Annotated in this window: 17 protein-coding genes; 12 read left to right on the top strand and 5 right to left on the bottom strand. The window is 67.0% G+C overall.

The features are described 5' to 3' along the window. Positions 1 to 133 precede the first annotated feature (133 nt). The 7 genes from lepA (at position 134) to pdxJ (ending at position 6,314) form a co-directional block, all read left to right on the top strand. Complete coding sequence (gene lepA / locus BLT78_RS11580; protein ID WP_090349120.1) at positions 134 to 1,933, top strand: translation elongation factor 4; 1,800 nt, start codon at positions 134 to 136, stop codon at positions 1,931 to 1,933. Between the two features lie 5 nt (positions 1,934 to 1,938). After that, entirely contained in the window at positions 1,939 to 2,793 is an 855-nt protein-coding gene (gene lepB / locus BLT78_RS11575; RefSeq protein WP_090349119.1) for a signal peptidase I, read from the top strand. A gap of 33 nt (positions 2,794 to 2,826) precedes the next feature. Continuing rightward, positions 2,827 to 3,204, top strand: coding sequence for a DUF4845 domain-containing protein (locus tag BLT78_RS11570; RefSeq protein WP_090352274.1), 378 nt, complete (start codon positions 2,827 to 2,829; stop codon positions 3,202 to 3,204). Next, positions 3,201 to 3,890 (top strand): ribonuclease III, encoded by a 690-nt coding sequence (rnc, locus tag BLT78_RS11565; RefSeq protein WP_090349118.1) that lies wholly within the window; start codon positions 3,201 to 3,203, stop codon positions 3,888 to 3,890. The genes BLT78_RS11570 and rnc overlap by 4 nt, the downstream gene beginning before the upstream one ends. Then, positions 3,883 to 4,785: a GTPase Era gene (gene era, locus BLT78_RS11560; RefSeq protein ID WP_090349117.1), complete on the top strand. Its 903-nt coding sequence runs from the start codon at positions 3,883 to 3,885 to the stop codon at positions 4,783 to 4,785. Before rnc ends, era begins: the two co-directional genes overlap by 8 nt. A gap of 94 nt (positions 4,786 to 4,879) precedes the next feature. After that, positions 4,880 to 5,578, top strand: a complete 699-nt coding sequence (recO, locus tag BLT78_RS11555; RefSeq protein ID WP_090349116.1) for a DNA repair protein RecO — start codon at positions 4,880 to 4,882, stop codon at positions 5,576 to 5,578. Next, positions 5,571 to 6,314 (top strand): pyridoxine 5'-phosphate synthase, encoded by a 744-nt coding sequence (gene pdxJ, locus BLT78_RS11550; RefSeq protein ID WP_090349115.1) that lies wholly within the window; start codon positions 5,571 to 5,573, stop codon positions 6,312 to 6,314. Before recO ends, pdxJ begins: the two co-directional genes overlap by 8 nt. 126 nt (positions 6,315 to 6,440) lie before the next feature. Here pdxJ and cmoB read toward each other — a convergent pair whose 3' ends face one another. The 5 genes from cmoB to lon form a co-directional block, all read right to left on the bottom strand. Further along, the gene (gene cmoB / locus BLT78_RS11545) at positions 6,441 to 7,418 is read right to left on the bottom strand and encodes a tRNA 5-methoxyuridine(34)/uridine 5-oxyacetic acid(34) synthase CmoB (protein WP_090349114.1); all 978 of its coding nucleotides are present in this window, start codon (positions 7,416 to 7,418) and stop codon (positions 6,441 to 6,443) included. Beyond that, a complete protein-coding gene (gene cmoA, locus BLT78_RS11540; protein ID WP_172830786.1) occupies positions 7,415 to 8,188 on the bottom strand; it encodes a carboxy-S-adenosyl-L-methionine synthase CmoA in 774 nt (257 codons plus the stop codon). Before cmoA ends, cmoB begins: the two co-directional genes overlap by 4 nt. A gap of 33 nt (positions 8,189 to 8,221) precedes the next feature. After that, positions 8,222 to 8,791 carry a hypothetical protein gene (locus BLT78_RS11535; RefSeq protein ID WP_090349113.1) on the bottom strand — a complete coding sequence of 190 codons (570 nt, stop codon included), beginning with the start codon at positions 8,789 to 8,791 and terminating at the stop codon, positions 8,222 to 8,224. 108 nt (positions 8,792 to 8,899) lie between these two features. Then, entirely contained in the window at positions 8,900 to 9,301 is a 402-nt protein-coding gene (locus BLT78_RS11530) for a protease inhibitor I42 family protein (protein ID WP_090349112.1), read from the bottom strand. 107 nt (positions 9,302 to 9,408) lie between these two features. Next, positions 9,409 to 11,808, bottom strand: coding sequence for an endopeptidase La (gene lon, locus BLT78_RS11525; protein ID WP_090349111.1), 2,400 nt, complete (start codon positions 11,806 to 11,808; stop codon positions 9,409 to 9,411). A gap of 150 nt (positions 11,809 to 11,958) precedes the next feature. Here lon and BLT78_RS11520 point away from each other — a divergent pair, with 150 nt between their 5' ends. The 5 genes from BLT78_RS11520 (at position 11,959) to BLT78_RS11500 (ending at position 19,818) form a co-directional block, all read left to right on the top strand. Further along, entirely contained in the window at positions 11,959 to 12,723 is a 765-nt protein-coding gene (locus BLT78_RS11520) for an AraC family transcriptional regulator (RefSeq protein WP_090349110.1), read from the top strand. 238 nt (positions 12,724 to 12,961) lie between these two features. Then, positions 12,962 to 15,016, top strand: a complete 2,055-nt coding sequence (locus tag BLT78_RS11515) for a TonB-dependent receptor (RefSeq protein WP_090349109.1) — start codon at positions 12,962 to 12,964, stop codon at positions 15,014 to 15,016. Positions 15,017 to 15,512: 496 nt separating this feature from the next. Then, a complete protein-coding gene (putP, locus tag BLT78_RS11510) occupies positions 15,513 to 17,006 on the top strand; it encodes a sodium/proline symporter PutP (protein ID WP_090349108.1) in 1,494 nt (497 codons plus the stop codon). A gap of 277 nt (positions 17,007 to 17,283) precedes the next feature. Then, complete coding sequence (locus tag BLT78_RS11505) at positions 17,284 to 18,072, top strand: PP2C family protein-serine/threonine phosphatase (protein ID WP_090349107.1); 789 nt, start codon at positions 17,284 to 17,286, stop codon at positions 18,070 to 18,072. Positions 18,073 to 18,084: 12 nt separating this feature from the next. After that, on the top strand, positions 18,085 to 19,818 hold the full coding sequence (locus BLT78_RS11500) for a serine/threonine-protein kinase (RefSeq protein ID WP_090349106.1): 1,734 nt from the start codon (positions 18,085 to 18,087) through the stop codon (positions 19,816 to 19,818). The last annotated feature ends 14 nt before the right edge of the window (positions 19,819 to 19,832 follow it).

Genomic DNA, 19,832 nt, shown 5'->3' with positions numbered 1-19,832 from the left:
GATGACTCGCCCCTTGTCGTTTCGGCCTGCGCAGTCCACCGTGCCGTGGGTGACGCCTGCCCGGGCGATCAGGTAAACTTCCTGGCTATTTTCGGCGGGCCAGGCCCGCGCTCCCTGTCCGAGTGTTGAGCCCGTGAGTGATCTGAGTCATATCCGCAACTTCTCCATCATCGCCCACATCGACCATGGCAAGTCGACCCTGGCCGACCGCTTCATCCAGATCTGCGGCGGCCTGTCCGACCGCGAGATGGAGGCGCAGGTGCTCGATTCCATGGACCTGGAGCGCGAGCGCGGCATCACCATCAAGGCGCACAGCGTGACCCTGCACTACAAGGCGCAGGACGGCAAGACCTACCAGCTGAACTTCATCGATACTCCCGGCCACGTCGACTTCACCTACGAGGTCAGCCGCTCGCTGGCCGCCTGCGAGGGCGCACTGCTGGTGGTGGATGCTGGCCAGGGTGTCGAGGCGCAGTCGGTGGCCAACTGCTATACCGCCATCGAGCAGGGCCTCGAGGTGATGCCGGTGCTCAACAAGATGGACCTGCCCCAGGCCGAACCGGAGCGGGTCAAGGAAGAGATCGAGCACGTCATCGGCATCGACGCCACCGATGCGGTGGCCTGCAGTGCCAAGAGCGGCATGGGCGTGATCGACGTGCTCGAGCGCCTGGTCGCGGTGATTCCGCCGCCTGAGGGCGAGATCGAGGCGCCGCTGCAGGCGCTGATCATCGACTCCTGGTTCGACAACTACCTCGGCGTGGTCTCGCTGGTGCGTGTGCGTCACGGTCGAGTGAAGAAGGGCGACAAGATCCTCGTCAAGTCGACCGGCAAGATTCATCAGGTCGACAGCGTCGGCGTCTTCACGCCCAAGCATACCGTCACCGAAGACCTCAAGGCCGGCGAGGTGGGTTTCATCGTCGCCGGCATCAAGGACATCCAGGGCGCCCCGGTGGGCGATACCCTGACCCTGTCCAATACCCCGGACGTCGAGGTGCTGCCGGGCTTCAAGCGGGTCAAGCCGCAGGTCTATGCCGGTCTGTTCCCGGTCAGCTCCGATGACTTCGAGGATTTCCGCGACGCGCTGGAGAAGCTGACCCTCAACGACGCCGCGCTGCAGTACGAGCCGGAGAGTTCCGACGCGCTGGGCTTCGGTTTCCGCATCGGCTTCCTCGGCATGCTGCACATGGAGATCATCCAGGAGCGCCTTGAGCGCGAATACGACCTGGACCTGATCACCACCGCGCCGACCGTGGTGTTCGAGGTGGTGCTGAAGAACGGCGACATCGTCTACGTCGACAACCCCTCGAAGCTGCCGGACATCTCCTCGATCGCCGAGATGCGCGAGCCGATCTGCCGCGCCAACATCCTGGTGCCGCAGGATCACCTGGGCAGCGTGATCACCCTGTGCATCGAGAAGCGCGGCGTACAGCGCGACATGCACTTCCTCGGCAACCAGGTGCAGGTCAGCTACGACCTGCCGATGAACGAGGTGGTGATGGACTTCTTCGACCGTCTGAAGTCGGCCAGCCGCGGCTATGCGTCGCTGGACTACGGCTTCGACCGCTTCCAGCCGGCCAACCTGGTGCGTCTGGACGTACTGATCAACGGCGAGCGGGTCGACGCCCTGGCGTTGATCGTCCACCGCGACAACGCGGCCTACAAGGGCCGCCAGCTGGTGGAGAAGATGAAGGAGCTGATTCCGCGGCAGATGTTCGACGTGGCGATCCAGGCGGCCATCGGCGGCCAGGTGATCGCCCGTTCGACGGTCAAGGCACTCAGGAAGAACGTACTGGCCAAGTGTTACGGTGGCGACGTCAGCCGTAAGAAGAAGCTGCTGGAGAAGCAGAAGGCCGGCAAGAAAAGGATGAAGCAGGTCGGCAGCGTGGAGATCCCGCAGGAAGCCTTCCTCGCCGTGCTCAAGGTGGATAGCTGAGGACCATGACTCTGAACTTCCCGTTGCTGTTGGTGATCGCCGTCGCCGTGTGCGGCGTGCTGGCGCTGATCGACCTGCTGTTCCTCGCTCCGCGCCGGCGCAATGCCATCGCTGCCTACCAGGGCAGTGTCGGTCAGGCCGATCCGCAGGTGCTGCAGAAGCTCGCGCGCGAGCCGGTGCTGGTGGAATACGGCAAGTCGTTCTTCCCGGTGCTGGCGCTGGTGCTGGTGCTGCGCTCGTTCCTGGTCGAGCCGTTCCAGATCCCCTCCGGATCGATGAAGCCGACCCTCGAGATCGGCGACTTCATCCTGGTCAACAAGTTCTCCTACGGCATCCGTCTGCCGGTGGTGGACACCAAGGTGATCGAGGTCGGCGAACCACAGCGCGGCGATGTGATGGTCTTCCGCTTCCCGAGCGAGCCGAGCGTGAACTACATCAAGCGCGTGGTCGGCCTGCCGGGCGATCATGTGCGCTACAGCAGCGACAAGCGTCTGTTCGTCAACGGTCAGCCGGTGGCCGAGCAACTGATCGGCGACGAGCCGGGCAGCCTCGGCAGTGCCCGCCTGTTCAGCGAGAAGCTGGGCGAGGCCGAGCACCTGATCCGCAAGGAAATGCACCGCTACCGCATCGAGCCGAATCGCGAGTGGGTAGTACCCGCCGGGCACTACTTCATGATGGGCGACAACCGCGACAACTCCAATGACAGCCGTTATTGGGACGACCCGGCGATCCCCGTCGAGCTGCAGGGCATGGTTCCCGACCGCAACATCGTCGGCAAGGCATTCGCCGTGTGGATGAGCTGGCCAGCACCCAAGCTCGGCCACCTGCCGACCTTCGAGCGCGTCGGACTGATCCATTGATGCACTGAACAGTCCACGGATACGAGGTTGATCATGAGGTTTGCACGTTCGCAGCAAGGGTTGTCGATGTTGAGCTGGCTGGTAGTCCTGGCCGTGGTGGCTTTCCTGGCCAGCACCGCGTTCAAGGTCCTGCCGCACTACTTCGATTTCTTCGCGCTGCAGAAGAGCATTACGGGCGTCGAAAATGAAAAAGCCCTGGATCTTCGCACGCCCGGTGAATTCTTTTCGCACATTGAGCGTGCAACTCAGGTCAACAACATCCGTGATCTCGACCTGCGCAAGGTGATGGACGTGCGTATGGAGAACAACGAGTTCTATGTCCATCTCAAATACGAGAAGCGCGAGCCGCTGATCGAGAACCTTGACCTGGTCGTCCACTTCGACCGCGAATATCGTGTCAGAGCCCCGTGAGCAATCCGCTTGATCGGCTCGAGCGTCAGCTCGGCTACAAATTCCAGGACCAGGGTCTGATGATCCTGGCCCTGACCCACCGCAGTTTTGCCGGTCGCAACAACGAGCGACTGGAATTCCTCGGCGATGCCATCCTCAATTTCGTGGTCGGCGAGGCGCTGTTCAAGCGCTTCCCGCAGGCCCGCGAAGGTCAGCTGTCGCGCCTGCGCGCGCGCCTGGTCAAGGGCGAGACCCTGGCCCGCCTGGCCCGTGTCTTCGATCTTGGCGAATACCTGCGCCTGGGCTCCGGCGAGCTGAAGAGCGGCGGCTTCCGCCGCGAGTCCATCCTCGCCGATGCCACCGAGGCGCTGATCGGCGCCATCTACCTGGACTCCGGCATGGAGTCGGCGCGCGACCGCGTGCTGGCCTGGCTGGATCCATACTTCGACGATCTGACCCTGGTCGATACCAACAAGGATCCGAAAACCCGCCTGCAGGAGTTCCTGCAATCACGCGCCTGCGAACTGCCGCGCTACGATGTGGTGGATATCCAGGGCGAGCCGCATTGCCGGACCTTCTTTGTCGAATGCGAAGTTGCCCTGCTCAATGAAAAGACCCGGGGTCAGGGTGCCAGCCGGCGCATCGCCGAACAGGTGGCGGCCGCGGCAGCACTGGTGGCTCTGGGCGTGGAGAATGGCAATGACTGAATCCCAGGTGAGCCGCTGCGGCTACGTGGCCATCGTCGGCCGGCCGAACGTCGGCAAGTCGACCCTGCTCAATCACATCCTCGGTCAGAAGCTGGCGATCACCTCGCGCAAGCCGCAGACCACCCGCCACACTCTGCTCGGCATCAAGACCGAGGGGGCGGTGCAGGCGATCTACGTCGACACCCCCGGCATGCACAAGGACAACGACAAGGCGCTCAACCGCTACATGAACCGCAGCGCCAGCGCGGCGCTGAAGGACGTCGACGTGGTGATCTTCGTCGTCGACCGTACGCGCTGGACCGACGAGGACCAGATGGTGCTCGAGCGGGTCAAGTTCGTCGAAGGCCCGCTGCTGCTGGTGGTCAACAAGATCGACCGCCTCGAGGACAAGGCCGAGTTGTTGCCGCACCTCAAGTGGCTGGAAGAGCAGCTGCCCAACGCGGAGATCGTGCCGATCTCCGCGCAGCACGGGCAAAACCTCGACACCCTTGAGCAACTGGTGGCCAAGCATCTGCCCGAAGGTGAGCACTTCTTCGAGGAAGATCAGCTGACCGATCGCAGCTCGCGCTTCCTCGCCGCCGAACTGGTGCGTGAGAAGGTCATGCGCCAGCTTGGCGCCGAGGTGCCCTACCAGGTCACCGTGGAGATCGAGCAGTTCCAGCAGCAGGGCCGCGTGCTGCACATCCATGCGCTGATCCTGGTCGAGCGCGACGGGCAGAAGAAGATCATCATCGGCGACAAGGGCGAGCGCATCAAGCGCATCGGCCAGGACGCCCGCCGCGACATGGAGGAGCTGTTCGGCAGCAAGGTCATGCTCAACCTGTGGGTCAAGGTGAAGAGCGGCTGGTCCGACGACGAACGCGCTCTGCGCTCGCTGGGCTACGGCGATATCTGATCCACGCCTGTCGCTCGTCCGGTAGGGTGCGCCATGCGCACCCGCACCGTGATTCTGGCTCTTGCCGGTGCGCGTGGCGCACCCAACGGTTGACATGATCCCCGCGTCCCGAGCGGCCTTCGTCCTGCACTTCCGTCCCTACAAGGAAACCAGCGCGCTGGTCGACTTCTTCACCGCCGAAGGGCGGTTGCGCGCCGTGCTGCGTGCCGCGCGTGGCAAGAGCGGCAGCAAGGCGCGGCCATTCCTGCCGCTCGAGCTCGAGCTGCGCGGCCATGGCGAGCTGAAGACCGTCGCCCGCCTGGAGGCGACCGCCATTCCCCATCTGCTGGCCGGCGAGGCGCTGTTCAGCGGTCTGTACCTCAACGAGCTGCTGGTGCGCCTGCTGCCGGCCGAGGATCCGCACCCCGCGCTGTTCGAGCACTATGCCGCCACCCTCGTCGCACTGGCCGCCGGCCGGCCACTGGAGCCGCTGCTGCGTGCCTTCGAATGGCGGCTGCTGGACGATCTGGGCTATGGTTTCGCTCTCGACTGCGACTGTCAGGGACAGCCGGTCGATCCCGAGGCGCTGTACCAGTGGTTGCCCGAAGAGGGTTTCCAGGCTGTCGCCCAGCTGCAGCCCGGGCTGTTCCACGGTCGCGAGCTGCTGGCCCTGGCCCGCGCCGACTGGAGCGTGCCAGGTGCCCTGGCCGCGGCCAAGCGTCTGATGCGTCAGGCGCTGGCGCCCCATCTGGGCGGTCGGCCACTGGTCAGCCGCGAGCTGTTCATCAATCGCAAGGAGTCCCGTCGTGACTGAAGCCAACCGCATCCTGCTGGGTGTCAACATCGACCACATCGCCACCCTGCGCCAGGCCCGCGGTACCCGCTATCCGGACCCGGTGAAGGCTGCCCTGGATGCCGAGGAGGCCGGGGCCGACGGCATCACCGTGCATCTGCGTGAGGATCGCCGGCACATCCAGGACCGTGACGTGCGCGTGCTGGCCGAGGTGCTGCAGACGCGGATGAACTTCGAGATGGGCGTCACCGAGGAGATGCTCGCCTTCGCCGAGCAGATCCGTCCGGCGCACGCCTGCTTCGTGCCGGAAACCCGTAAGGAGCTGACCACCGAGGGCGGTCTCGACGTGCTCGGTCAGGAGGCGCGCATCAAGGCTGCGGTGGAGCGCCTGGCGGCGGTAGGCTGCGAGGTGTCGCTGTTCATCGATGCCGATCCGCGGCAGATCGAGGCGGCGGCACGCATCGGCGCGCCGGCCATCGAGCTGCACACCGGCCGCTATGCCGATGCGCACAGCCCGGCGGAGATGGCTTGCGAGCTGGCGCGTATCCGCGACGGCGTCGAGTGCGGCCTGAGCCATGGCCTGATCGTCAACGCCGGCCACGGCCTGCACTACCACAACGCCGAGGCGGTGGCGGCGATCCCGGGCATCAACGAGCTGAACATCGGCCACGCGATAGTCGCGCACGCGCTGTTCGTCGGTTTCAAGCAGGCGGTGGCGGAGATGAAGGCGCTGATCGTCGCCGCGGCGGCCCGCTGAGCCGTCGCTGGGCAAAAGTAGGGTAGGCAACTCGCGCAGCGATTGCCTACCGTGCAGGCTGCCGCCGTGGAGTCGGTAGAAGATCGCTGCGCGAGTCTTCTTACCCTGCGTACCTTTGCATTGGCGTCAGGGCTTGCGCGCCAGCAGCACGGCGCGTGTCGGCGCCGGTAGGCCTTCCACGGTCCTGCTGCGATCCTGCGGGTCGAGGAACTCCGGCAACGACTGGAATTTCATCCACTCGGTCGAGCGCTGTTCCTCGACGCTGGTCACGCTGACGTCCACGCAGCGCACATCGACGAAGCCGGCGCGGCGCAGCCACAGTTCCAGCGCCGGCACCGAAGGCAGGAACCAGACGTTGCGCATCTGCGCGTAGCGGTCCTCCGGCACCAGCACGGTGTTGACGTCACCATCCACCACCAGGGTTTCCAGCACCAGCTCGCCACCGCGCTGCAGGCAGTCCTTGAGCGCCAGCAGGTGGTCGATCGGGGCGCGACGGTGGTAGAGCACACCCATGGAGAACACCGTGTCGAAGCCTTCCAGCTTTTCCGGCAGGTCCTCCAGCGCCAGCGGCAGGTGCCAGGCGCGCAGTTCGGGGAGGTAGTGCTTCATCGCCAGGAACTGGCAGAAGAACAGCCAGTTGGGATCGATGCCGACCACGCAGTCGGCGCCGGCGCCGAGCATGCGCCACTGGTAGTAGCCGTTGCCGCAGCCGACATCCAGCACGCGCCTGCCGGTCAGGTCCAGATGCGGGGCGACGCGCGCCCATTTCCAGTCCGAATGCCATTCGGTGTCGATCTGCACACCGAACAGCTCGAACGGCCCCTTGCGCCAGGGGATCAGGCCCTTGAGCGCCTGCTCCAGGGTACTGCGCTGCGCGCTGCTGCAGGCGCCGTCGAGAAAGAAGGTCTCGGCCAGCTCGCGACGCTCGACCGCCAGCGCCGGCAGGGCATCCACCGCCGCCTGCCAGCGAGGCAGATCGCCGTGGCCGTCGGCCAGCCTGGCGGCCAGCAGTGCCGGCAGTGTCTGTGCCCAGCCCGCCAGCGGCGTGCCGCGCAGGTGCTCGAGCAGGGCGGGGAGGTTGGCGCGGGAGGCGAGTGCGGTCATGGCAGGGCGATCAGCGAGGCGAAGTTCAGGCATTGGAACCAGGGAGTGACTTTCGAGAAGCCGGCGGCCAGCAGGCGCTCGCGGTGCTCCTCGAGGCTGTCGGACTTCATCACGTTCTCGATGGCGCTGCGCTTCTGGGCGATTTCCAGTTCGCTGTAGCCGTTGGCGCGCTTGAAGGCGATATGCAGGTCGTTGAGCAGGGCGTGCTCCTGCGCGTCGTCGAAGCGCAGCTTCTCGGAGAGGATCAGCGCGCCGCCCGGCAGCAGTGCCCGGCGGATGCGCGCCAGCAGTTCGAGGCGCTGCTCGCGGGGGATGAACTGCAGGGTGAAGTTGAGCGCCACCACCGACGCTGGTTGGAACTCCAGCTGGCAGATGTCGGCCTCGAGCACCTCGACCGGCAGCAGCTCCTGGAACATCGAGTCCTGGGCGTGGAGGTATTCGCTGCAGCGCTCGACCATGGCGCGGGAGTTGTCCACCGCTATCACCCGGCAGCCCTCGCTCTGCACGTGGCGGCGCAGCGCCTGGCTGACCGCGCCGAGGGAGCAGCCGAGATCGTACAGAGCGGTACGCGGCTGGGCGAACTGGTTGGCGATCACCCCGATGTTCTCGACGATGGTCGGGTAGCCCGGCACCGAGCGCTTGATCATGTCGGGGAACACGCGCACCACCGCCTCGTTGAACACGAAGTCGGCGACCTGTTCCTGCGGGGTGGCGTAGAGGCGGTCGGGGATCTGCTGCACGGCGCGCTTCCAGGTTGGAAAGCGCGCCATTCTAGCCGAGTGCCGGGCGGCCTCGCAGCTCCTTCACTTCAGCTGGTCGGAAAGGTACTCGCCGGCACCCTGCAGCGGGCCGAGCGGGTTGCGGTCGACCTGCATCTTGCGTATCTGCGGTTCGCCGTTGCTGACCTTGTGCACCAGCTTGTCGTCGACCATCACGAAGATCGCGCGGAACGTCCAGCCCTTCATCTCGCGATTCTTGCGGAAGTTGAGGACGTCGGCCCAGAAGCTGCCGATGCGCTGGGTATCGGTCTGGTTGAACTCGAAGGCCAGGCCGGTACAGCGTTCCTTGGCTTCCAGGCAGGTCACCAGGCTATCCGGCAGATAGTCGATGGGAATGTTCGGCTGGATGAACATGGTGCGCACATCGAGAAACGACAGCAGCCGCGCATTACCGCCGGTCTGCGGGTCGAAGCCCATGGAGAACAGCTCGGGGCGGGTAGTGACGCCGGGCACCGCCTGCGAGAAACGACTCTCGGCATCCAGGTAATCACGAAACGGTGAAGAAATTTCCGCGCGCTGGCTGGGGAGAAGACTGCCACAACCGGCCAGGAAGGCCAGCACGCCGATCAGCAGATACCGCCCACAAAGGTCCATGACGTCCCTCCTTCTGTCGTAGCCGGTGCTATTTGCTATAGGCGATTTACCGACGGGTTGCCGTGCCGGGAGACGAACGGTGAGCGGTGGCGCAAGAGGAGCGAGTCGCTAGCGGACCTGCACCCGGCAGTCGAAATTCTTCTCGGCGGCGACCCCGTTTTCCCAGGGCCGTCGATAGTCCAGGCTGAGGCGTCCTTCGCCGCGGGCGACCGCGCGGAAACGCCAGGTCGACACGCCGGCGCTACCTACCACGCCGGCTTCCTCCGGGGTGGAGTAGACCTCCGGACCCAGTGCCTGCAGCACCGGCGCACCGCCCTCGCGCATCACCCAGCGAAAGCCGGTGCTGGGGTTGCTCGGTAGGCGCAGGTTGAATACCTCGCCGACGCGCAGTTGCAGCGGATCGCAGTGACGCTCCTGCGCGGCCGGCGTGAGGGTGGTGGGGGCCTTCTGCGCGCAGGCGGCGAGCAGGGCCAGGGTGGCGAGTGACAGCAGGCGGACTGGCTGGGGCATGGCGGGTTCCCGTGGGCATGTGCTTCGGGTTTCAGCCTAGCCGATCGTCATGATGTACAGGTGTGGGCCATGGCGCAGTCGCGGCGGAGCTGCGCCATGGCGGGCGCTCAGTCGGCGGGGAACAGCACCTTGGCCACATCGGCGAAGCGACGGGCGAAGTGCACGGTGAGGCCTTCCCTGAGGTAATCCGGCAACTCCTCGAAGTCGCCGCGGTTGGCCTCCGGCAGGATCAGCTCGAAGATCTTCTGCCGGCGCGCGGCGATTACCTTCTCGCGCACGCCGCCGATGGCCAGCACCTGGCCGGTGAGGGTCAGCTCGCCGGTCATCGCCACGTCGGCCCTGGGGGCCTGGTGGCGGGCCAGCGACAGCAGGGCGCTGGCCATGGTGATGCCGGCGCTCGGGCCGTCCTTGGGAGTGGCGCCTTCCGGCACGTGCAGGTGGACGAAGGCCTGGTCGAAGAAGGTCGGGTCGCCCTTGTACTTCTTCAGGTGCGAGCTGATGTAGCTGTAGGCGATCTCCGCCGATTCCTTCATCACCTCGCCGAGCTTGCCGGTCAGCTTGAAGCCGCGGTTGAGGGTGTGGATGCGAGTCGCCTCGATCGGCAGGGTGGCGCCGCCCATGCTGGTCCAGGCCAGCCCGGTGACCACGCCGATGCCTTCCAGGTGCTTTTCCTTGCGGAACAGCGGCATGCCCAGATAGTCCTCGAGGTCCTTCGGCCCGACCTTCACCGTGGCCGCCGGGTCTTCCAGCAGCCGGACCACCGCCTTGCGCACGATCTTGCCGAGCTGCTTCTCCAGCTGGCGTACGCCGGCCTCGCGGGCGTAGCCCTCGATCACCGCCTTGAGTGCGCTGTCGCTGATCGACAGGCGCGCCCTGGGTACGCCGGCCTTGTCCAGCTGGCGCGGCCACAGGTGCTTCTTGGCGATCGCCAGCTTCTCCTCGGCGATGTAACCGGACAGGTGGATCACCTCCATGCGGTCGAGCAGCGGCCCGGGAATGCTGTCCAGGGTGTTGGCGGTGCAGACGAACAGCACCTTGGACAGGTCCAGGCGCAGGTCGAGATAGTGGTCGAGGAACTCGACGTTCTGCTCCGGATCGAGGGTCTCCAGCAGCGCCGAGGCCGGGTCGCCCTGGTAGCTGGCGCCCATCTTGTCGATCTCGTCGAGCATGATCACCGGGTTCATCACCTCGACTTCCTTGAGCGCCTGCACCAGCTTGCCGGGCATGGCGCCGATGTAGGTGCGCCGGTGGCCCTTGATCTCCGCCTCGTCGCGCATGCCGCCGACCGAGAAGCGATAGAACGGCCGGCCGAGGGTCTCGGCGATCGACTTGCCGATGCTGGTCTTGCCCACGCCCGGCGGGCCGACCAGCAGCACGATGGAGCCGGCGATCTCGCCCTTGAAGGCGCCGACGGCGAGGAACTCGATGATCCGCTCCTTGATGTCTTGCATGCCGGCGTGGTGCCTGTCGAGCACCTTGCGCGCCCGCGCCAGGTCGAGCCGGTCCTTGCCGAGCACGCCCCAGGGCACGCTGGTGGCCCAGTCCAGGTAGTTGCGCGTCACCGCGTATTCCGGCGAGCCGGGCTCCAGCACCGCAAGCTTGTTGAGCTCCTCATCGATGCGCTTGCGCGCCTGCGCCGGCACCGTCTTGCCCTCCAGGCGCTTGTGGAACTCCTCGGCGTCGGCGCTCTTGTCGTCCTTGGTGATGCCCAGCTCCTTCTGGATCACCTTGAGCTGCTCGCGCAGGAAGAACTCGCGCTGGCGTTTGCCGATGGTGCTGTTGACCTCGGCGCTGATCTCGTTCTGCAGGCGCGCGACCTCCACCTCGCGGCGCAGCAGTGGCAGCACCTTCTCCATGCGCTTGAGTACCGGCACGGTATCCAGCACCGCCTGCAGGTCGCTGCCCGGCGCGGTGGTCAGCGCGGCGGCGAAGTCGGTCAGCGGCGACGGATCGTTGGGGCTGAAGCGGTTGAGATAGTTCTTCAGCTCCTCGCTGTACAGCGGGTTGAGCGGCAGCAGCTCCTTGATGCCGTTGATCAGCGCCATGCCGTAGGCCTTCACCTCGTCACTCGGGTCGGCCGGCGTGCGCGGATAGTCGACCTCGACCAGGTACGGCGGCTTGCGGCTCAGCCAGCTGCGGATGCGCACCCGCGCCAGGCCCTGGGCGACGAACTGCAGGGTATCGTTCTGCTGGCTGGCGTGATGCACGCGCACCACGGTGCCGTGCTCGGGCAGGCTGTCCGGATCGAAGTCCTCGGCGCTCTCCGGTGGATTATCCATGTAGAACAGCGCCACGCAGTGGTGCGGTGTCTTGCCGACGCGGGCCAGGGTCTGCGCCCAATGCTGCGGGTTGACCATGATCGGCAGCACCTGGGCGGGGAAGAACGGGCGGTTGTGCACCGGCATGATGTACAGCTTGTCGGGCAGGGTCTGGCCCTGCAGGATCACGCCGGTATTGTTGCTTTCGCTCTCTTCGATGACCTCGTGGGGGATGTCCTGCGCGCTCATGAATGAAGTTCCTGCACATTCGGGATTTCCGGTTACATGGGGCCGTGGGGCGGCATTTCAACCATGCGTCGCATGGGCGGGGGCATGGCTGGGCCGGTGGGGCGTGCTCGAGTAAAATGTCCAATTGCCTTCCTCTCCGGTCTGTCCGCCATGCTCGATATCCGCCTGCTGCGGCTGTCCGACCAGTCGCACACCCATGCCCACGGTCACCACCAGATGGTGCTGTCCCTGGCTGGCCGCGCCGAATTCGAGGTGGCCGGGCAGGGCGGCGAGGTATGCCGGATGCGCGCCTGCCTGGTCCCGGGCGATGCCGCCCACGCCTTCGCCGGAGTCGGCGAGAACCGCATGCTGATCCTCGACCTGGCCGATGCCGCCAGTCTCGACAGCGCGCCGGCGGCCGAGCGTGCGCTGCTCGGCGAGCTGTTCGATGCCCCGCGCTACCCGCTGCTGGATGCCGAATTCCAGCACCTGCTGGCTTATGCCGGCGCCGAGCTGGCCCGCTATGGCGAGCAACCCGGGCTGGCGCGGGCGCTGGGCGGCCTGCTGGTGCAGGCCCTGCATCTGCGCCTGTGCGGCGAGACGCGAGCCCAGCAGCGCACGCCGCTCGATCGCGAGCGCATCGAGGCGCACATCCAGCGTCACCTCGGCCGGCGCATCAGCGTCGCCGAACTGGCCCAGCTGGCCTGCCTCAGCCCCAGCCACTTCCACCAGCAGTTCAAGGACTGTTTCGGCCTCACCCCACACCAGTACCTGCTCAAGGCTCGCCTCGACCGCGCCTCGCAGCTGCTGCGCGACAGCCAGCTGCCGCTGGTGCGGATCGCCGAGGAGTGCGGTTTCTCCAGCCAGAGCGCGCTGACCACCGCCATGCGCCGCTACCTCGGCCTGACGCCGCGCGGCCTGCGCCAGGGCGATTGAGTCCGTCGGCCGCGTCTTCCGTTCTGGTTTCCATCCGCCCCATCTGAACGCCTGTGGGCGGGCGCGCGCACGCCTGAGCGCCGTCCCGAGCAGAGTACGACTCTGCGTTGGCGTGTTGATTGTTATGTTATTACATCTTAGATTTGCCGCCCGCGCGGCAGGGAGGACTTGCGGCTGCGCGTCATCCCCCAGCGGACGGGCACGAGGAAGCGTGCCGTCCCGATCATTCGAGGTATGCATGAACGCGATCCGTCATCCCCTGGCCTGGGCCATCGCCATGGCCCTGTCACCTGCCGCCGTGGCCGAGGAGGTCGCGCCGCTCGAGCTCGAGTACAGCGTGGTCAGCGCCAGCGCCCTGGCCAGTGACCTGCAGGAGATGATCACCCCGGCCGTGGTGCTGGAAGACGAGACCCTGGTGCGCAAGCGCGCGGCCACCCTCGGCGAGACCCTCGATGGCCTGCCCGGTGTGCAAGCGGCGAGCTTCGGCGCCGGCGCCAGCCGGCCGGTGATCCGCGGCCTGGACGGTGGCCGGGTCAAGGTGCTGAGTGACGGCGTCGACGTGCTGGATGCCTCCACCGTCAGCCAGGACCATGCGGTGAGTGTCGAGCCGCTGCTCGCCGAGCGCATCGAGGTGCTCAAGGGCCCGGCGACCCTGCTGTACGGCGGCGGCGCGATCGGCGGGGTGGTCAACGTGATCGACCGCAAGGTGCCGACCCAGGTGCCGGAAAAGGGCTACGAGGGCGAGCTGGAGCTGCGCGCCAACAGCGTGGCCAACGAGGGCGCCGGGCTGTTCGGCATCACTGCCGGCGCGGGCAACTTCGCGCTGCGCGTCGAGGGCGTCAAGCGTCAGGCCGACGACTACGAGATCCCCGGCGCCGAGGGCGAGCAGCGCAGCGACAAGCAGGCCGGCTCGTACAACGACACCGACAGCTACAGCCTGGGTGGCAGCTTCATCGGCGCACGCGGCTACCTCGGCCTGGCCTACAGCCGCCAGGAAAACCGCTACGGCCTGCTGGCCCACGAGCATGTCGACTGCCACCAGGACGACGCGCTGTGGCACTGCGGCGAGCACGGCCACGACGAGGAGGAACACGAGGGCGAGGAGGAGCATCACGACGAGCAGGGTGGCGCGGTGCCCTACATCAGCCTCAAACAGGACCGCTGGGATCTGCGCGGCGAGCTGAGCGAGCCACTGCCCGGCTTCGAGCTGGCGCGACTGCGCGTCGGACACAGCGACTACCGTCACCGCGAGATCGAGGAAGGGGCGACGGCGGCGCTGTTCGACAACCAGGCCAGCGAAGCGCGCCTGGAGCTGACTCATCGGCCGCTGCTGGGCTGGCACGGCGTGCTCGGTGGGCAGACCACCCGGCGCGACTTCGCCCGGCTCACCGCAGAGCATCCGATGCCGCAGACCCTGACCCGCAACCACGCGCTGTTCCTGCTCGAGGAGTACCTCGCCGGTGCCTGGCGCTACGAGCTGGGGGCGCGCCACGAATGGCAGGACATCGACGCCGATTCCGGCGCACCGGACAGCGCGCATGCCGGCACCTCGCTGTCCGCCGGCGCGGTGTGGACCTTCGCCCCCGAGTATTCGCTGGGCGTCTCGCTGTCGCGCTCGCAGCGCCTGCCCAGCGCCGAGGAGCTGTACGCCTTCGGCCCGCACGCCGCCAGTCGCACCATCGAACTGGGCAACCCGGCGCTGGAGGAGGAGACCTCGCACAACCTCGAGGTCACCCTGCGCAAGTTCGCCGGGGCGACCACCTTCACTCTGAGCGCCTATCGCAACCAGGTCGACGACTTCATCTACGCCGCGGACCTCGGTATCGACACCGAGAGCGACTACCGCGTGGTCGAGTATCGCCAGGCCGACGCGGTGCTGACCGGCGTCGAGGGCGAGGTGCGCCGGCAGTTCACCCACAGCTTCGCCGCCAGCCTGTTCGGCGACTCGGTGCGCGGCCGGCTGCGCGATGGCGGCGACCTGCCGCGGATTCCGGCCGACCGCCTCGGCGTGCGTCTCGAGCAGCGCTTCAGCAGCGCCCTGGACGGCCAGCTGGAGTTCTACCGGGTGCAGAGTCAGGACCGGCTGGCCGCCTTCGAAAGCGCGACCGGCGGCTACAACATGCTCGGCGCCGGCCTCGGCTACCGCGGCCACCTGAGCCAGGCCGACTACCTGTTGTACCTCAAGGCGGACAACCTGCTCGACGTCGAGGCGCGGCAGCATGCCTCGCTGATCAAGGATGAGGTGCTACTGCCGGGGCGCAACCTGACGGTCGGCATGCGCGTCACCTTCTGATCGGTTGCGACTGGTTGCACCTGTTCCGGAGTTTTTTGCAAAAACTCCGGAGTCTTCTGCAAGAAGCGGTCATTGTCTGCCACTAGAGTCTGCCCACATCTGCGCGTATGGGCTAAACCGATACATACGCAGATTCGTTTCGAGGTACGGACATGGTGCCCGAGGCTGGCCGCAGCCCGGCGCTCCGGCATGCAGCAATGCACGCCGGCCCGCGCTGCAGCGCGTCGCCCCGATGGGCGAGGAACGAGCACCACACGCAGAACCAGGACGCCAGCCGGCCGTTGGGCACGGCTGGTGCCTGTCTGCTTTGCAATAAATGCGGCACCGGGGTGAGGGTGCCGCTGGACAAGAACAACCTGATCCACCCCGAGGGGGGAGCGCCGTCTCTCCCCGGTGCCGGAGGGCATGAAGCCGCCGGCGTGTGGGTATCTGCTGCCACAGTGGGCGCGATCATGAGTCGCCGCCTGTATAACAACATCGCATGGGATCCCCCCTCATGAGCATGACCAACCCGACCTTGATCACCTTCGTGATCTACATTGCCGCGATGGTGCTGATCGGCTTCATCGCCTACCGCTCCACCAACAACCTTTCCGACTACATCCTCGGCGGGCGCAGCCTGGGCAGCTTCGTCACCGCGCTGTCCGCCGGTGCTTCCGACATGAGCGGCTGGCTGCTGATGGGCCTGCCCGGCGCTGTCTACCTGTCCGGCCTGTCGGAGGGCTGGATCGCCATCGGCCTGATCGTCGGCGCCTACCTCAACTGGCTGTTCGTCGCCGGCCGCCTGCGCGTGCAGACCGAGCACAACGGCAACGCCCTGACCCTGCCGGACTACTTCACCAACCGCTTCGAGGATAGCAGCCGCGTCCTGCGCATCTTCTCCGCGGTGGTGATCCTGGTGTTCTTCACCATCTACTGCGCCTCCGGCGTGGTCGCCGGCGCGCGCCTGTTCGAGAGCACCTTCGGCATCTCCTACGAGACCGCGCTGTGGGCCGGCGCTGCCGCCACCATCGCCTACACCTTCGTCGGCGGCTTCCTCGCGGTGAGCTGGACCGACACCGTGCAGGCCAGCCTGATGATCTTCGCCCTGATCCTCACCCCGATCATCGTGATGGTCGCCACCGGCGGCATCGATCCGACCTTCGCCGCCATCGAGCTGAAGGACGCCGCCCACTTCGACATGCTCAAGGGCGCCAGCTTCATCGGCGTGATCTCGCTGATGGCCTGGGGTCTGGGCTACTTCGGCCAGCCGCACATCCTCGCCCGCTTCATGGCCGCCGATTCGGTCAAGTCGATCCCCAACGCCCGTCGCATCTCCATGGCCTGGATGATCTTCTGCCTGGCCGGCGCCGTGGCCGTGGGTTTCTTCGGCATCGCCTACTTCGCCGCGCACCCGGAGCTGGGCGTGGCGGTCGAGGCCAACCCGGAGCGCGTGTTCATCGAGCTGGCGAAGATCCTGTTCAACCCGTGGGTCGCCGGCGTGCTGCTCTCCGCCATTCTCGCCGCGGTGATGTCGACCCTCAGCTGCCAGCTGCTGGTCTGCTCCAGTGCGCTGACCGAGGACTTCTACAAGGCCTTCTTCCGCAAGGGCGCCAGCCAGACCGAGCTGGTCTGGGTCGGCCGCGCCATGGTGCTGCTGGTCGCCGTGATCGCCATCGCCATCGCCTCCAACCCGGAGAGCAAGGTGCTCGGCCTGGTGTCCTACGCTTGGGCTGGCTTCGGTGCCGCCTTCGGCCCGGTGGTGATCTTCTCCCTGCTGTGGAAGGGCATGACCCGCAACGGCGCGCTGGCCGGCATGCTGCTCGGCGCGGTGACCGTGGTGCTGTGGAAGAACTTCTTCGGCTGGACCGGCCTGTACGAGATCATCCCGGGCTTCATCCTCTGCACCCTGGGCATCCTGATCTTCAGCCGCGTCGGCAACGCCCCGTCGGCCGCCATGCTCAAGCGCTTCGATGAAGCCGAGAAGGAGTACCGCGACGCCCACATCTAAGCGTCGCGCCGCCCGACCACGCCGCGTGCGTGGCGGGCACCGTCAACCAGGCACGGATACGTCCGTGTTTTACGGCCCGCGTCATGGCAGACGCGGGCCTTTTTTATGCCCGCGAATCGGGCGTTACCGGGATTCGCCCTTTCCCGGCACCAGCACAGTGCCAAGCAGTCCACACTTCGCCTGCGCACGCCCGGTTATCCTTCGCAGCGGCCACCATCCGGCCATCATCCGTCGCCCGTTCCTTCCCGTTCACCAGCAGCCGAGAGCCTCCGTCAGCATGTCCATCACGCTTCCCGCCCATCGACTGGGATACGCGGCGCTGACGGCGGTCGGCCGGGTCCGCGCGCACAACGAGGACGCCATTCTCTGCTGCCCGCACCTGGGGCTGTGGGCGGTGGCCGACGGCATGGGCGGGCACCAGCGTGGCGAGGTGGCCAGCAGCCTGGCCCTGAAGACCCTGCGCCAGCAGACCCAGCGCGGCGTCGTTCTGCTCGATGCTGTTCAGGCCGCCAATGCCGCCATTCTCGCCGCGGCCGACGCCGACGATGGCAGTCGCGGCATGGGCACCACCCTGGTGGCGGCGCAATTCGCCGGTGCCGCGTTCGAGGTGGCCTGGGTCGGCGACAGCCGCGCCTACCGTATCGGCAGCCAGGGCATCGAGCGCCTGACCCGCGATCACAGCCTGGTCCAGGCGCTGGTCGATGCCGGACAACTGACCCCCGAGCAGGCCAGCAGCCACCCGCGGCGCAACGTGGTGACCCAGTGCCTGGGGCGCGCCGACCAAGCGCTGACGGTGGACGTGGTGCTGGGTGAGCTGGGCCCGGGCGAGCTGCTGCTGCTGTGCAGCGACGGCCTCAGCGGCGAGCTCAGCGACGTGCGGATCCACGAGATCTGCGCCGGCGCCGACACCCTGGAGGCCATGACGTGCCAGCTGGTCGAGGCCGCCAACCAGGCGGGCGGGCGGGACAACATCTCCTGCATCGTCCTCGGTCTGGGCGAGCCGGCGGCCGCTGCCGCCGAGCCGCGCGGCCTGCTCGACAAGCTGTTCAAATCCGCAAAATCCTGACCGGCGCCGAACATGAGCGACAGTGCACTGCAAATTCCCGGCTACACCCTGCATGGCCCGTTGGGCAAGGGCGGCATGGCCGAAGTCCATCTCGCCACCCAGCAGTCGCTGCAGCGCAAGGTGGCGATCAAGATCCTCAGCAAGTCCGAGGATCAGGAGTTCATCCAGCGCTTCATCAAGGAAGGCCACCTGGTCGCCTCGCTGCACCATCCGGCGATCATCACCATCTACGACATCGACCAGTTGGCCGATGGCCGCCATTACCTGGCCATGGAGTATCTGCCGGGCGGCGACCTCGCCCGGCACAAGGGCGAGGTGTTCGCCGCCGAGCGCGCCCTGGCGATCGTCCGCCAGATCGCCAGCGGCCTGGCGGTGGTCCACGACAAGGGCCTGGTGCACCGCGACGTCAAGCCGGCCAACATCCTGTTCCGCGGCGACGGCACCGCGGTGCTCACCGATTTCGGCGTGGCCAAGGACCTCGATCTCGACAGCGAGCTGACCCAGTTCGGCATCGCCGTCGGCAGTCCGGCCTACAGCAGCCCGGAGCAGGCGCAGTGCCAGCCGCTGGATGCGCGCAGCGACATCTACAGCCTGGGCGTGATCCTGTTGGAGATGCTCACCGGCAGCAACCCGTTCCGCGCCGGCAACTACACGCAGACGGTGATGAACCACCTGCAGATGGCGCCGCCGCTGCTGCCGACGCCGCTGGCCGCCTGCCAGGGGCTGCTGGTGCGCATGCTGGCCAAGGACCCGGCGCAGCGCTTCCCCGACTGTCGCGCCCTGCTGGCGGCGCTGGACAAGATCGAGCTGGTCGACCCCGAGGCGACGCGCATCGGCCCGGCGGTCGGTCTGAACGCCACGCGTGCGGACGCGCTGCCGGCGGCGCCCGCCGCTACCAGCCCCGGGCCGCGCAAGGCCGTCTGGCCGGTGCTGCTCAGCGTGCTGGCGCTGCTGGTCACCCTGACTGCCGGCGGCCTCTACTGGCAGCAGCAGAGGCAGATCGACGACCTGCTGACCCGGGCCGAACAGCGCCTGGCCGAAGGCCAGCTGGTCGAGCCGCTGCAGGACAACGCCGAGCACTATTTCCACGAGGTGCTGCGCATCGACCAGCGCAATCAGGCCGCCCTCGCCGGGCTCGCGCGGGTGAAGGCCGCGCGCATCGCCGGACTGCTCAGCATCGGCGAGCAGCGTCTGGTCGAAGGCCAGCTGGTGGAGCCGGCGCAGGACAGCGCCGAGCACTACTTCCGCGCCGCCCTCGAGCTGGACGCCGAGCATACCGCGGCCCTCGACGGCGTGCGCCGCCTGCAGGAAGCGCGTATCGCCGCGCATCTCGCCCGTGCCGAGCAGAGCATCGCCGAGCAGCGCCTGCTGCAGCCGGAGGACGACAGCGCGGTGTTCTACTACCGGCAGATCCTCGACTGGGCGCCGGGCAACCCGCAGGCCCTGGAGGGCCTGCAGCGGGTTGCCGCGCTGTATCGCGACCTGGCCCGGGCGTCCTACCGGCGCGGCGACTTCCCCGAAGCCCTGGACATGATCGAGCGCGGCCTGCAGGTACAGCCCGACCACGCAGAGCTGCTCGCCATGCGCGACGAACACCAGGAGCTGCTCGCCGAGGCGCGTGCCGCCCGCGCCGCGCGTGCCAGCCGGCCGGCGGCGCAGCCGCGCCAGCAGAGCAGCGCCGGCAGCACCCAGAATGGCGATGCCAACCCGATCAAGCGGGTGTGGAACAACCTTTTCGGTAACTGACTGACGGGAGCCGC

The organism is Pseudomonas oryzae (assembly GCF_900104805.1).
Classification (GTDB): domain Bacteria; phylum Pseudomonadota; class Gammaproteobacteria; order Pseudomonadales; family Pseudomonadaceae; genus Geopseudomonas; species Geopseudomonas oryzae.
This window is presented reverse-complemented; position numbering and strand designations above follow the sequence as displayed.